General features: G+C 44.1%; 11 protein-coding genes and 1 tRNA gene. 8 read left to right on the top strand and 4 right to left on the bottom strand.

Annotated features, from left to right (window positions below; translation table 11 throughout):
- The first annotated feature begins 60 nt into the window (after window positions 1–60).
- Window positions 61–1,353 carry an FGGY-family carbohydrate kinase gene (locus AC4II3_RS25160; RefSeq protein ID WP_488012692.1) on the top strand — a complete coding sequence of 431 codons (1,293 nt, stop codon included), beginning with the start codon at window positions 61–63 and terminating at the stop codon, window positions 1,351–1,353.
- Between the two features lie 128 nt (window positions 1,354–1,481).
- Here the strand turns inward: AC4II3_RS25160 and psaK are convergent, their stop codons facing one another.
- Complete coding sequence (psaK, locus tag AC4II3_RS25155) at window positions 1,482–1,751, bottom strand: photosystem I reaction center subunit PsaK (RefSeq protein ID WP_488012690.1); 270 nt, start codon at window positions 1,749–1,751, stop codon at window positions 1,482–1,484.
- Window positions 1,752–2,167: 416 nt separating this feature from the next.
- Between psaK and AC4II3_RS25150 the strand changes: the two genes are divergently transcribed.
- The 4 genes from AC4II3_RS25150 (at window position 2,168) to gltX (ending at window position 7,506) form a co-directional block, all read left to right on the top strand.
- Window positions 2,168–3,724, top strand: a complete 1,557-nt coding sequence (locus AC4II3_RS25150) for a TM0106 family RecB-like putative nuclease (RefSeq protein ID WP_488012688.1) — start codon at window positions 2,168–2,170, stop codon at window positions 3,722–3,724.
- A gap of 262 nt (window positions 3,725–3,986) precedes the next feature.
- Window positions 3,987–5,237, top strand: coding sequence for an RNA-guided endonuclease InsQ/TnpB family protein (locus AC4II3_RS25145; RefSeq protein WP_488012687.1), 1,251 nt, complete (start codon window positions 3,987–3,989; stop codon window positions 5,235–5,237).
- Between the two features lie 619 nt (window positions 5,238–5,856).
- Window positions 5,857–5,930, top strand: a tRNA-Asp gene (locus tag AC4II3_RS25140).
- Between the two features lie 127 nt (window positions 5,931–6,057).
- On the top strand, window positions 6,058–7,506 hold the full coding sequence (gene gltX, locus AC4II3_RS25135; protein ID WP_488012686.1) for a glutamate--tRNA ligase: 1,449 nt from the start codon (window positions 6,058–6,060) through the stop codon (window positions 7,504–7,506).
- Window positions 7,507–7,969: 463 nt separating this feature from the next.
- Here gltX and AC4II3_RS25130 read toward each other — a convergent pair whose 3' ends face one another.
- From AC4II3_RS25130 to AC4II3_RS25120, 3 genes are all read right to left on the bottom strand, one after another.
- Entirely contained in the window at window positions 7,970–8,401 is a 432-nt protein-coding gene (locus AC4II3_RS25130) for a hypothetical protein (protein ID WP_488012684.1), read from the bottom strand.
- 401 nt (window positions 8,402–8,802) lie between these two features.
- Window positions 8,803–9,618, bottom strand: a complete 816-nt coding sequence (locus AC4II3_RS25125) for an SDR family oxidoreductase (protein ID WP_488012682.1) — start codon at window positions 9,616–9,618, stop codon at window positions 8,803–8,805.
- Between the two features lie 216 nt (window positions 9,619–9,834).
- Window positions 9,835–11,331: an FHA domain-containing protein gene (locus AC4II3_RS25120; protein WP_488012681.1), complete on the bottom strand. Its 1,497-nt coding sequence runs from the start codon at window positions 11,329–11,331 to the stop codon at window positions 9,835–9,837.
- A gap of 527 nt (window positions 11,332–11,858) precedes the next feature.
- Between AC4II3_RS25120 and AC4II3_RS25115 the strand changes: the two genes are divergently transcribed.
- The 3 genes from AC4II3_RS25115 (at window position 11,859) to AC4II3_RS25105 (ending at window position 14,170) form a co-directional block, all read left to right on the top strand.
- The gene (locus tag AC4II3_RS25115; protein WP_488012679.1) at window positions 11,859–12,740 is read left to right on the top strand and encodes a hypothetical protein; all 882 of its coding nucleotides are present in this window, start codon (window positions 11,859–11,861) and stop codon (window positions 12,738–12,740) included.
- Between the two features lie 136 nt (window positions 12,741–12,876).
- On the top strand, window positions 12,877–13,476 hold the full coding sequence (locus AC4II3_RS25110) for an IS607 family transposase (RefSeq protein ID WP_488012694.1): 600 nt from the start codon (window positions 12,877–12,879) through the stop codon (window positions 13,474–13,476).
- Complete coding sequence (locus AC4II3_RS25105; RefSeq protein WP_488012678.1) at window positions 13,460–14,170, top strand: helix-turn-helix domain-containing protein; 711 nt, start codon at window positions 13,460–13,462, stop codon at window positions 14,168–14,170. Before AC4II3_RS25110 ends, AC4II3_RS25105 begins: the two co-directional genes overlap by 17 nt.
- Window positions 14,171–14,207 lie beyond the last annotated feature (37 nt).

Genomic DNA, 14,207 nt, shown 5'->3' with positions numbered 1-14,207 from the left:
TCTAAATTCTAAATTCTAAATTCTAAATTCTAAATTCTAAATTCTAAATTCTAATCCCTAATGACTGTCTATCTAGGCATCGATTTCGGAACCTCTGGCGCACGGGCAGTAGTAATTGACTCTGTTGGTACTATCTTTGCCGAGACTCAATATCCGTTTCCACTCCAAGCCATCACCATCGATACCGCAACACACTGGCAGAAGGTATTATTTTCCCTGATTGAGCAAATTCCCCAGTCAATCAAGGGTGACATTAATGCGATCGCAATTAATGGCACCTCCGCAACGGTTTTGTTATGCGATCGCATCGGTCAACCTGTAGATGCACCCATCCTTTACAACGATCCACGAGGAGTAGCTGTGATGGAACAACTTAGAACCATTGCTCCTCCAAACCATGTTGTTTTAAGTGCTACCTCCAGCCTTGCCAAACTTCTGTGGTGGTATCACTGTACAGATCTGATCAGCAAAAGCTCTGCTGAAACTAATCCCCTATACTTTCTCCATCAAGCGGACTGGTTAGCCTTTCTATTGCATGGTAAACTAGGCATTAGTGACTATCACAATGCCTTAAAGCTTGGTTATAATCCTGAAAATCTTTGCTATCCTGACTGGATCAAACAGCTACCGGTTTCATCCATGCTACCCAACGTCTTGGCTCCCGGTACACCAGTTGGAGTTGTAACCCCTGAGGTAGCTCACGGCTTGGGATTATCACCAGATTGTCTAGTCTGTACAGGTACCACCGATAGTATTGCCGCTTTTATCGCTAGTGGTGCCAAACAACCAGGTGAAGCGGTAACCTCCCTTGGGTCTACCTTGGTATTGAAACTATTGAGTACCACTCCTGTAGAAGAGGCCAAATTTGGCATTTACAGTCATCGATTGGGAAATTTATGGCTTACCGGTGGCGCATCGAACACGGGTGGAGCAGTACTACGCCACTTTTTCAGTGACATAGACTTAGAAAGTCTCAGCTCTCAAATCGACCCCGAGCAAGAAAGTCCCCTGGATTATTATCCCTTACTTAGACCAGGCGATCGCTTTCCCATTAATGACCCGGAGCTCCCCCCAAGATTGGAACCGAAACCCGATAATTCCGTGGAATTTCTCCAAGGAATGCTCGAAAGCATAGCCCGAATTGAAGCTAGGGGATATCGTTTGTTGCAACAGCTCGGAGCAAGTCCGTTAACCGGTGTCTATACAGCTGGTGGTGGTGCTAAAAATCCTACTTGGACAAGGATTCGAGAGCGTCAGCTCATGGTACCGATGTTGACATCCCTTGATACAGCGGCTGCTTATGGTACAGCACTATTAGCAAAGCAGGGATGTCTGTTAACAGATCGGGTATAGGGTAATCGTTTCTAGGACTACTGCATGACCGAGTGACTGGGTGAGAATCTGCTGTGAATTATCACCCCTGGATCAACCTGACCATCATCACTATCCCAGTTCGCCCTATACCCCACAGCTACTAGCTTCTAGAGAATTCCCATGTTAGCCAATCCTAAGATAGTGCCTAGTCCTAGGATGTGACCGAAGCTGGTGGTTGCCAGTAGTGCGGGAAAACCCATGCCACCGAAGAACTCAGGCATAGGCAACGCGGGACCTGCGCTAGGATTCTGGATAGTAGCTTTTCCGAAGGCAATCGCTAGCACATTGCAGACAATCATGATGATTCCGACTGTCGGGCTCCATTCCAGGGTGTTAGGAACGGCAGATGCAGCAGCAAGCAAAATTGAGTAAGTCAATTTGTGTTCTCCTGTTTTTGATAGACTCTTACAGTGATCTGATCTCTTAAAGATTTAATCTTTTATAAAGATTCTACCAGCGCGGTGTCATAATTAATTTTTTTGGAAAAGTCCATTCCGTTGCCACTATTGGTTTGATTCCCGTTGATTAGAGAGCGAAAGCCCGTGATTACTAGACTTTTGGGCGGTGGGATTCGGTAAAATTACATCAAGCCTTTATGTAAATAATTGTTAAGTAATCCCTGGTTGATCAGTGAATGTTTCGGTAAATTTACATAAATTAATAAAAGCGGGATAAACCTTGGATTGATCAATCAATCGGGGTTGACCGGATTAATTCATCCTGGATAGCTAGTGGTATCTCATGGCTAGCGCCGAGTATCACCAGCTATGCGGGGTTAGCTGAAATTATAATTATGCTGCTGACGGACGCAATACTTTTAGATTACAAACGCTGTCGGCGTCGGGCGTTTTTGGACATTTATGGAGATCCCACAGAGCAAGACCCACCCTCAGATTTTCTGCTGAAACTGCAACAGAAAAGCCGAGACCATAAACAACAGATTCTGGCTACTGTGCCCCACCACTCACCCCGCTACCCCAGAACAGATTGGCACGCTGCTGCACAGGCCACCTTGAAACTAATGCAACAAGGGACAGAGTACATTTCTGGAGGGGTACTGTTGATGCCAACTGGTGACGGGGTGACATTGCTATGTTTTCCTGATTTACTGGTCAAACAGCCGGGACGTTCTAATTTTGGTGATTGGATCTATGTTCCCACCACCATTAAGCTCAGCAAACGGCCCAAGCCAGAGTATAAAATCCTTACCGCTTTTCGCGCTCAGCTGTTAGCAGCAGTACAAGGACAGTGGCCCACCACTGGCTCATTAATTTTGCGTAACCAAAAGTCCTACACCGTGGTAATAGAACGATGGGTGCCACTGATGGAACAACTGCTATCGGAATGTATTGAGACTCTATTAGAGCAACAAAAACCAGAGGTGTTCATTTCCCGTCAGCGGTGTAGTCTTTGCTGTTGGTATCACAGTTGTTATGCGATCGCTAAATCTGTGGAGCACATTTCCCTATTGCCTGGAGTAACACCCAGCCGCTATCAGGATTTGAAGGCTTTGGGAGTAACCACAATCGAATCCTTAGCCACGTCCACCATTAGTGAATTAGAGCCAAGCTTTGGTAGCTCAGTAGCTTTCCAGCTGGTGCAGCAAGCCCAATCTCAGGTACAAAACCGAGTGCTGCTTTATCCCAAACACTACTTTAGTATACTTGAATACGAACAACTAGAGCGAGGGAATGGTAAAGCCAAAATCTCGGCAGACTTCCCGAATCAAGACTCTTTACCGACAGCATCTGTTGAGCTTTATTTTGATATTGAAGCACAGCCTGATTTGCCCCTGGAGTATTTGCTAGGGGTGTTGGTGATTGATCGACGTACTGAAACTGAAACCTTCCATAACCTATTCGCAGAACATTCTTGGCAAGAAGGATTCATCTGGCTACAATTTTTAGACTTAGTTGAGCGTTATCCAGATGCCCCAATCTTCCATTTTTCCAAGTATGAAGTTGACACGGTCAAGCGCTTAGCAACCCTTTACCAAACTCCACGACATATAGTTAGACCCCTGCTAGATCGTTTCGTGGATGTTCATCAAATAGTTATTGATACTGTCACCATGCCAGTGGAGAGTTATTCTCTGAAAAATCTGGCTAGATGCTTGGGCTTTGAGTGGCGGGACCCGGATATGACTGGCTCCCAATCTGTGTGTTTGTATGACCAGTGGTTAAAAACAGGCAATCACTCTATTCTCGAAATGATCCAGCGCTACAATGAAGATGACTGCCGCGCTACCTATCACCTCAAGGAGTGGCTAGTCAACTTTTTGTGCAACACTTTGCCCAACACTTTGCCCAACACTTTGCCCAATACTATTAACTTTCAAAACTTAGCATGAAGTTATGCAACGATTTCTTAACTTATTACCTTTTGTGCTCTAGCTTACACACAAAATGTATAGGTAGATGCTAAATTAAATCTAAAGGGGGCTTTCGCCATCATTGGATGGAGGGGAGCCCTCTCTAGAATTTTTAGAGGTCTGGAATTTAGGGGTTTCATCCCGACACCATAATCTCCGATTTGGTGTCGGGACGGGGTCTGGATATCTCAACAGTTATCATTCGGCTAGTTTTTGCTAAGATATCTGCATGAGCTTAACCATGAACTACACCTATCGCGTTTATCCAGATGCCGCTCAACAGGAATTGATGTTGAGCTGGCTAGAAACTTGCAGACGACTTTATAATCGTTGTCTGCGAGACTTAAAAGACTGGATGAACAGTCGGAAGTGTCCGATTGATAGGTGTTCAATCAACAGGGAATACATCATGTCTCCGGATATCCCTTTCCCTGGCGAAAGGTCACAAAAGCGACAGTTAACGCAGTGGAAAAAAACCGATTCCTCACTCAAAGAGGTTCATTCTCAAGTTACACAAGATGTTGTTAAACGTCTGCATAATTCCTGGGAGTCTTTCAGAAAAAGAGGGAGAGGTTTCCCTCGCTTCAAAAAGTATGGTCGCTATCAATCATTCTTGTTTCCGCAATTATCAACAAACCCCCTTAAAGGGAGTCAAATTAAACTACCCAAGATCGGGCTTGTAGACATCAACTTGCACCGAGAAATCCCTGATGGATTCAAAATCAAAGGTGTCAGGGTTGTGTCGAGATGTCGAGGAACAAAGTGGTTTGTCGTCATTACCATCCAGGCTGATGTATCTGTACCTGATATTCCGTTTTTTGGACGGGCAATTGGTGTCGATGTCGGATTAATCGATTTTCTGGCAACATCAGATGGGTTAAGGATTCCTAGACCGAAGTTTTTTGTAGACTTACAACGCAAGCTGAAATTGCTGCAACGTAGAGCGACAAGAAAACAAAAACGGTCTAAGAATTATGAAAAGTCACAAATCAAGGTGGCACGGTTACATCACAAAATTGCTGATACCCGTAAAGATTTTCACCTAAAAATAGCACATCAACTATGTGACCAAGCCGATTCGATTTTTGTTGAGGACATTGATTACACAGTGATGGCTAAGGGTTTTTTGGGAAAACATATTCTAGATGCTGGCTTTGGTCAATTCCGAGAATTGCTGAAATGGGTATGCTGGAAACGAGGAAAGTTTTTCGCGACTGTTGACCACAAGGGTACATCTAAACAGTGTCCTGAGTGTGGTTATCAATGGGAGAATAACCTATCAATCCGTTGGCATACCTGCGCTGAATGTGGGTATTCAAACAATCGTGATGTCGCCTCAGCCCAAGTGATTTGTAATCGTGGAATTGATAAGTACCCAAGGACTATTGGGGAACGGAAACTGCCTGCTAATGGCGTACTGTCGGGGGTATTGTGCCTAGATAAGTGCTACGCAGGAACTCTTAACTGTGAGGTTGAGAAGCCCGCGCCGTAATCAAAGATTCGGCGTCGGGAGTATGTCACAGGTCTGGAAATTATTGAAGTCTAGAATTTCTTTTATAAGAGGTGATTAATATGCTTCCACTTTTTCTAATTCTTCTCGTAACTGCCCTAGGGAGCATCTTGATATCTTGGAGAGTCTCTCACGAAATCCCTCGCCTATTGGGAGTAGGCAGCACCATTGTCTGTCTAATATTTGGTTTTGCTATGGCACCTTGGCCAGTACAGGTTTTGATGCTCCTATTAATTCTTAGCCTGGAACGATTTTATCCATTCAGCAGAACAGCTTCAGAGGCAATCTTAATCTCAAAAGTCTCCAATACCAACAGAGAACGGTGATTCTGCCATAGCAGTACATAAGGTTGTCTTGAAAAAACCATAGTGAGTCCTAGGGTGGGTGATTAACCCACCCTATTGCGTTAGCCCTGGGATAGGTTATACTTACCACAGCCATAAACTGAGCTTTCGGTCATTGGTCGAGGGTAAGCTCAAGGCAAATCGGCTGAGAGCTCAGAGCTCTAAAGTGACTGTTCAAAGCATTTTTGAGTTTTTTTCAAAAAAAGCCTTGACAAATACAGCAGTCATACATAACAATAGTAAATGGCTCGGAGATTGGGACTGTAGTTCAATTGGTTAGAGCACCGCCCTGTCACGGCGGAAGTTGCGGGTTCGAGCCCCGTCAGTCCCGTAGAAAAAATATATAATACTTTTGGCTGGAGAGAATTCTCCTAAACATGATCTAGTTCGACTAGTTGATTGTTGCAGCTACAATAGAGACGAAAAGACTATAGTAATTAGCTTCTTAGCAATCAGCTGTGACAGTTAGAGTCCGTATTGCCCCAAGTCCAACCGGAAATTTACACATTGGTACCGCTAGAACCGCTGTATTTAACTGGCTATTTGCCCGTCGCCACAGCGGTAAGTTTATTCTGCGCATTGAAGACACCGATCAAACGCGATCGCGAGAGGAATATACCCAAAACATCCTCGATGGTTTAACTTGGCTGGGACTGGAGTGGGACGAAGGACCATTTTTCCAATCCCAACGTCTTGACCTTTATAGTGCTGCTATTCAACAACTCTTAGACAAGGGATTGGCTTATCGCTGCTACACCACAGCTGAGGAACTAGAACAACTGCGGGAAGCTCAAAAGGCCAGAAAAGAAGCCCCCCGCTATGACAATCGCCATCGCAATTTGACACCAGAACAACAAGCAGCATTTGAGGCGGAAGGGCGCAAGCCGGTGATCCGCTTTATGATTGATAATGACCGGGAGATTGTCTGGAATGATCTCGTCCGAGGTAAAGTCACCTGGAAAGGCAGTGACCTTGGGGGTGATATGGTGATTGCTAGGGCATCTGAAGAGAATGATATCGGTCAGCCTCTGTACAACCTAGCTGTGGTGGTGGATGACATTGATATGCAGATTACCCATGTCATTCGCGGTGAAGACCATATTGCGAATACTGCTAAACAGATTTTGCTCTATGAAGCCCTAGGGAGTGTAGTTCCAGAATTTTCCCATACACCTCTGATTCTTAACCAAGAGGGACGGAAGCTATCCAAGCGCGATGGTGTAACGTCTATTTTTGACTTCAAGGCCATGGGCTTTACCCCTGAGGCGATGGTTAATTATATGACATTGCTGGGATGGTCTCCCCCTGACTCCACTCAGGAAATCTTTACTTTGGCTCAAGCCGCTCAAAAGTTCGGTTTTGAACGGGTGAACCCAGCTGGGGCAAAGTTTGACTGGGCTAAGCTGGATTGGATTAATAGTCAATATGTCCACCAGATGAGTGCATCTGAGTTAGTGGACTTGCTAATCCCCTACTGGGAAAGTGCTGGCTACAACTGTGATCCTGTGGCAAATCGCCCTTGGCTGGAACGGTTGACTGCTATGATTGGGCCAAGTTTGACTCGCTTACCAGAAGCAGTAGATATGACTCGGATGTTCTTTACTGAGTCGGTTGAGTACACGGAGCAGGCAGTAGAGCAGCTCAAAAAAGCTGGTGCTAGTGAGGTGGTGCAAGCTATTCTTGACCAACTCGGTAATTACCAACAGCTGAGTCCAGAGGAAGCTAAGCAGATTATTAACCAAGTCACAAAAGCGCAAAAGGTCAAGAAAGGATTGGTTATGCGATCGCTTCGTGCTGCACTAACTGGGGATGTCAATGGTCCTGATTTGATCGAATCCTGGGTACTGCTTCATCAGCGAGGGTTTGACCAAACTCGCTTGAAGGAGTCATTGCTTCAGGTGGCATAATTGCAACGGATGGGTTAGCGATCGGTTATCTATCGATAACCCATTTGTGATCCTGTTTAAGTCTATTCTTTTACCCTGAGCCGAAGTTCCCTTGTCCAAAGTTCCCGACAACTGCGGGGAAGTCTAGTGGGGAAACCGAGCTACGGTTAAGAAACATTTCCTTTGTTTCTTAACCGTAGCTCGGATGCATCTGACATCAAATCCGGCTAATCAGTTATCGCAAACGTTGTTTTAGGCCACCAATGAAAACAAGTCAACCCACTAATAAATTTTTGCTGTTCCATTAAAACTTTCAAGGGAGTAAGCAAAACTTATTATAACTCTGAGGTCGAAAAATCTAATCAATTAAAAAGCTAAATTAGTTTTAGATTTAACGAGAGATATTTAAGCTTTTGACTGAGATAATCTGCCCACAAATTAGGTTGGATATGATACACAGACAGTAGTGCGATCGGACGAACAATTATTCGCAGACGTACTCATTATAAAGCGAATCGTATTTACAAGGAGAGTCATCATCGCCATAGTAAATACTAGTCCAAAACTGACTGTCTTCTATGAATAAATGGCAATCCCTCACGTCATAAAGCCTCAGATATTCAGGCTTGTTTGTTTCCACCATATTTTGGAGTTTAAAACAGTGAGCAGCTGTTTTAAGTTCAACAGATTTGAGTGCGTTCCGCTTTTTTTCTAAAGCCGAGTCACATTCTTTCACATCTTTACCCTTACTCACTCGACTGTAAAAACACTGAGCCAGACTTTCTTCAGTCTGACTTTCTTCAACCAGTGCTTGTGCTTGACCGGGGGCAACGCCTTCAGCGACGGCGATACCCAACAATAGCGTGCTAGAGACCATCAGGATTCCTGACAGCAGCAAGGAAAAAAGACGTTTCATTAAATACTTCCTTTTTTTTTATTAAGCCAATATGATTTTATCACAACCGTTTGCCTCAGTTGCAGCACAGGAAAACTTATGTGTATCTAGCGCTACTGTTATACTAATTGGGTAAAACTCAGATGTTGCACCAAAAAAAGTGGCGGTGATAAGAAACGGCTGAAGTAATTGTGGTTAGGGGATTTGCCGTTCTTTATCATAGCTAGAGACAACTAATCAAATACCTTTAAACATTCTCTGTATTCCCTATAGTTTGGGTAAAAAAAATTAGTTCAGGCTTAGAAGATGTATGTTTGACTGAAGAAATTTCTGACATCAGTTTTTTGCTTAACCCTTATATGATTAAGCAACGCCATTACAGACTATTTCGTCAATTTTTCAGGATAAACTCTCTATGATAACTAGATGCCAAATTGCTCTTTAATACCTTGGATAAACGTCTTATCATCCAATTCTTTTCGATTAGCCACCATCATCCTGGCATCTTCGCCAGCAGTATATCGCAATTTATCAGTGCCGTCTGTTGCTGCTTCATAAATCACCTTAGCGACAACAATAGGCTCAGAAGCATGCTCAGCCAAAGATTCCATAGATTTGAACACCTTACCAATTAATTCTTGATACTCAGTTAGGCTTTCATCGTTGCTCATATCAATAGAGCGACCAGCAAAATCAGTTTTGATAATGCCTGGTTCAATAATTTTAACTTTACAATTGATTGCTTGCAGTTCTAAACTCAGAGCTTCGGAAATCCCCTCAACAGCAAATTTAGTCCCGTTATATAATGAAAACAATGGAAAGGTCATTTTGCCACCAACCGATGAAATATTAATTAAAATACCATCTTTATTTTGTCTGAAATGGGGAAGCATTGCTTTGGTTACATCCAATAGACCGATGACATTAACATCAAATTGTCTTGTTATCTTTTCCCTGGGGGTTGCTTCTAAAAGACCATAAACAGCATAACCGGCATTGTTTACCAAAACATCTATTTTGCCGAATTTTTCAATGCCTAGCTGAACGGCTTTTGTAATTGAATCTTGGTCTAAAACATCTAGTCTTGTCACCAACACATTATCAAGGGTGGTTAGTTCTGTTTCCTTTTCTGGAGTTCTCATGGTTGCAACGACGTTCCAACCCTTTTCCTGGAACAATTTTGCAGTTGCTTTTCCAATACCGCTGCTTGCTCCTGTAATTAAAATTGTCTTACTCATTTTGGATTCAAACTAATTTTTGTGATTGGACTACGACAATTCACCCTTGAATGTCGATTTAGTTTGATCTTATACTAAGGAAGCGGTAAATTTCACTAGCAAGTTACGCCAAACTACATCCAAAGTGCGCCAATTAAGAATTATCCACGTTATGTGGCAAAAAGCGAAAAGATGACTGTGGTCAAAGACAGATAATGTATAAGGTACTGCTATAGCTCACGCGCTAACTACCACTTGTCCTACAGGATGAGCCACACAAGTCAAAATCATACCTTCGTTCCGTTCATCCTCTTTGAGAGCATCAGGCTCCTCGTCATACTCTACTTTCCCTTTTAGAAGCTTTTGCTTACAAGCACCACAGGCTCCCATGCGGCAACCGCTGGGTAATGCCACCCCTTCTTGTTCGGCCACATCTAGGATCACATCCTCTGCATCACAGGTGACTTCTTTCCCAGACTTAGCAAAGACTACAGTTGGTTCTGAACAGGTTGATGGTGATTTGACTAAGTGTAGTCTAGGACGACCTTCCACTGTGACTGGTTTAGGAGTTGTTGCTGCTGTTGCTGTCTTTTTTGACAACTTTTTGCCACCAAAACTCTCTTGATAGTAGTTCTCCATCGGGAAGTCTAGACCGGCTAGCATGGCTTTCACCCCTGCCATAAAGGGATTCGGACCACAGACATAAATAATGCGATCGCGAAAATCAGGAGCCATCTGTTGCACCATGGCTTGATTAAGTCTTCCGGTATAACCCCACCAAGCTTGGTCTAGTTCTGGACGAGTGGTGGTAATAGCAGGCTTAAAGTTGGGGTGCAAAGCTGCCATCAACTCTAATTTCTGACGGAAGATGATATCTTTTGGGCTACGAGCGCTGTGGACAAAGACCATATCAACATCAGCCCCAATGTCACAAAGCCACTCAGACATGGACATCATCGGAGTAATCCCGCTACCTGCTGAGATGAACAACAGTTTATTAGCAGAATGGTCAGCACAGGTAAATTTCCCCATTGGGCCATTTAATCTCACCTCGGATCCAACTTTGATGTTGTCGTGCAACCAGTTAGACACCAAACCCGCTGGAACATCAGGAGTATCGGCTGGTGCTGGAACTCCCTTGACGGTAATTTCCAAAGTATAAGGACGTGAGGGGGCCGAAGAGATTGAGTAGGAACGCTTCACGGGTTTGCCATCAATCTCCAAATCCAGAGTGACAAACTGACCTGGCTTGTAGCTGAACAACATTGGCGGGTTGGCGACAAAGCGAAAGGTCTTGACATCATGGGTCTGATCAATGATCTGCACACAGCGGACAGTAATCTCACCCTTAGTCCACTGCTTCATCCCAGTGCTATTGCCATCTACCACTAGGTTTTGTTCCTGGTTAGAATCATACTCCTGTAGTTTTTTGACCAGCAGGACAAAGTCACCGATGCGGATAATATCCTCTTCCCTCAGGAGCCAGTTCTGGTTAACATCCATCTCCTCATTATTGATCCGAGAGCCATCGGTGCTACCGAGGTCAGCAAAGTAATACTTTCCCCCTTGGCATAGGATTCTGGCATGTACACGACTGACTACAGGACTATTCAGAACTAGGTCACAACTCGGGTGACGACCAATCAGATACTCACCTTGAATCCCAATTTCCGGTTTCAGGGTTTTTTCCTGTAACTCGTTGGTTTGAGAGTTGATAACTATAGTTTTCAGCATGTTTCGTGTCACTCCAGATTACCGCAATAATCGGTCAATTGTGTCAATTACTCAGGACTTACCCATAAACTCTGCGGCTAGGGTGCGTTGATAACACACCATACTAGGTAAGTGCGTTTGCGTTTGTTACCCAATTTGGCATAAGTCCTGGTAATGAACTATGAGAGGATGATGTATGCTAACTTCAGGTACGCACCTTGAGGGAATTTAATTCTTAATGGTAAGAGCGCACCTAACATTTGAATTAACACTTGATATCAGCATCATACTTAGTACCCTTGACCTCTCGCAAAAGTTCAGGGAACGCGCCTCTTGAAAACATAGCTATATACTTCTCAGCCTTTTGGTAATTTTTTATGCAACAGCATTTTCTGACAGCTCAATGGTTACCTTGGCATCGCAATCAAGATTATTTCGCCGCTGAAACTTTTGATATCATATAACGTCTGTAGTAGTCAGCCAGAAGCCAGGGCATTTGATAATCCTGGCTGTTCATACTATTGATGTGTTCAGGAAGATTGATCTCCATGAAATATCCGATGCGAGTGTTATTATCACTCCTGACCCTATGTACTATTGGCTTAGGGACCAATAACGTATCTGCTCAATCGAATCCATGTGGCCAGATTCGTGCTGTGCGTCGCTTGGCGATTAGCGAAAACTTAGATAGCGATAATCTAGATACCCTAGAATATAAGTACTGTCGAAATAGTAACCGACGTTCATCAAGTATTCAGTCACCACGAAATTCCTCTCAAGATTGCTTCGACCTGACCGCCATGGCAAAACTAGCCAGCATGACAGAAGAGGGAAGAAGCTTTTTGGGTACGATTGAAAGTTTACAGCAAGTTATCTGCAACGGTCCTAGGCAAGGTCAGAGGTCTTCGTTAGAGTGGCCAAATGGGGAAACAGCCAAATCAGGGTCAAAATGGAAGTATCCCAACGGAACGACTGCCAAATTGGGGTCAAAATGGAAGTATCCCAACGGAACGACTGCTAAATTGGGGTCACAATTGAAGTATCCCAACGGCAAGACTGCCAAATTCGGGTCATCAGGTTCGTGGAAGTATCCTAACGGTCAGACTGCCCAATCGGGGTCACGTTGGTATACCCCTAAGGGTAGGACTACTTCAGCTGATCGTTTACTGAGCGAGGCTTGTAGTATTTTTGGCACCACAGAATGCGATCGCATCCTCACATACATCAACCGCGATAACCGGAATGGCTATGACCGGAATGACTATAACCGGAATGGCTATGACTCGAACAGCTATTATCAATCGAACCGCTATTATCAATCGAACCGCTATTATGACTCGAACCGCTCTGAAATGACCAGCACATACAATTTCTTGCGGGATTTGTCAATCATGCAAATTCTTGACAGGCTTACTAGAGTAGCTGATTAAAGCTCAAGGGGTAACAACCAATCTTTTAAACTAAGGCTGTGGGTTCTGAGCTAGGTAGTGGGTGTAGGGCTAATAGCTGTTGAAGAAAATCTCAAAAAATCTTTCACTATCTACAAAAACCTGTAAGATTATAAATATGGTACTTGTTCCACTACGTAAGGCGGTCGAGCTTACGGGATTATCGGGGAACACTCTAAGGAAGTATGCGGACAATGGCACAATCAGGTGTGAAAAGACTCCTGGGGGAACCCGACTCTTTGACACAGAAAGCTTGCTCAGGTTCGGGCACAAAAAGACAGGAAGGGGGTTGCTCCGTCAAACTACTATCGGGTATTGCAGAGTCAGTACCTCCAAGCAAAAAGACGACCTCGCGAGGCAAATTGCCTACCTCCACTCCCTCTTCCCGGAAGCAGAAATCATCTTTGATATCGGGTCGGGACTCAACTACAAAAGGAAAGGTCTTAGAGCCATATTGGAACGAATTGTGCGCGGAGATAAGCTCACAATTGTTGTTACCTGTAGAGACCGACTCACCCGATTCGGGTTTGAACTCATTGAGTACTTGGTCGGTCTCAACGGTGGAAAAATCCTGGTTCTCGACCAACCTGAAAGTTGTCCCGAGTCCGAGCTTACCGCAGATCTTCTCTCCATCATTCACGTCTTTTCTTGCCGGGTCCACGGACTCAGAAAATACGGTAAGAAAATCGAAGAAGATAAGAGTGTTCCTAAACCCTGAACAGCGTAAGCTTGTTCGCAGATGGTTTGGGATATCCCGTTATGTGTTCAACAAAACCGTCAAAATTCTTCAAAGCGGTGAAGTTAAGGCCAATTGGAAGGCCATCAAAACCAGCATACTAAACGACCTACCCGAGTGGTGTAAGTCAGTGCCTTATCAAATTAAATCCATAGCGATAAAGGATGCTTGCACCGCCGTACGGGAGGCAAAAAAGAAGTACAAAAAGACTTCGCAGATTAATCGGGTTAAGTTTAGATCATTGAAAAACCCGATACAATCTTGCTACATCCCAAAATCAGCAGTTTCTTATAAGGGGATCTACCACACTAAATTAGGAACCATAACCTATTCAGAAACTCTCCCTGATAACATTGGGGATTGCAGGCTGACCAGCAACAATGGGGATTATTACTTGGTAATCCCCCACGAAGCAACGAAAGATAAAACCGAAAACCAAGGGCGAGTAGTTGCTTTAGACCCTGGGATCAGAACCTTCCTCACCTTCTTTAGCGAGACTTCCGTCGGAAAGATTGGACACGGAGACTTTTCCCAAGTCCAAAGACTGTGCCAACACCTGGATAATCTACTGTCCAAAATAAGCAAAACTAAGCGTGGCCAAAAGCGCAGAATGAGGAAAGCTTCCCGTCGGATGATTATTAGAGTTCAAAACCTAATAAACTGGAGTTTAGACTAATTTTGGTCTCTCAAGACTGTGTAAGCTTTCCCCAGAA

This window comes from Moorena sp., assembly GCF_982860115.1.
This window is presented reverse-complemented; position numbering and strand designations above follow the sequence as displayed.

Excerpts from the sequence above, each read along its gene's own strand:
- AC4II3_RS25160 (WP_488012692.1), top strand. The coding sequence starts at position 61 with ATGACTGTCTATCTAGGCATCGATTTCGGAACCTCTGGCGCACGGGCA.
- AC4II3_RS25150 (WP_488012688.1), top strand. The coding sequence starts at position 2,168 with ATGCTGCTGACGGACGCAATACTTTTAGATTACAAACGCTGTCGGCGT.
- AC4II3_RS25145 (WP_488012687.1), top strand. The coding sequence starts at position 3,987 with ATGAACTACACCTATCGCGTTTATCCAGATGCCGCTCAACAGGAATTG.
- AC4II3_RS25130 (WP_488012684.1), bottom strand. The coding sequence starts at position 8,401 with ATGAAACGTCTTTTTTCCTTGCTGCTGTCAGGAATCCTGATGGTCTCT.
- AC4II3_RS25125 (WP_488012682.1), bottom strand. The coding sequence starts at position 9,618 with ATGAGTAAGACAATTTTAATTACAGGAGCAAGCAGCGGTATTGGAAAA.
- AC4II3_RS25120 (WP_488012681.1), bottom strand. The coding sequence starts at position 11,331 with ATGCTGAAAACTATAGTTATCAACTCTCAAACCAACGAGTTACAGGAA.
- AC4II3_RS25115 (WP_488012679.1), top strand. The coding sequence starts at position 11,859 with ATGAAATATCCGATGCGAGTGTTATTATCACTCCTGACCCTATGTACT.
- AC4II3_RS25110 (WP_488012694.1), top strand. The coding sequence starts at position 12,877 with ATGGTACTTGTTCCACTACGTAAGGCGGTCGAGCTTACGGGATTATCG.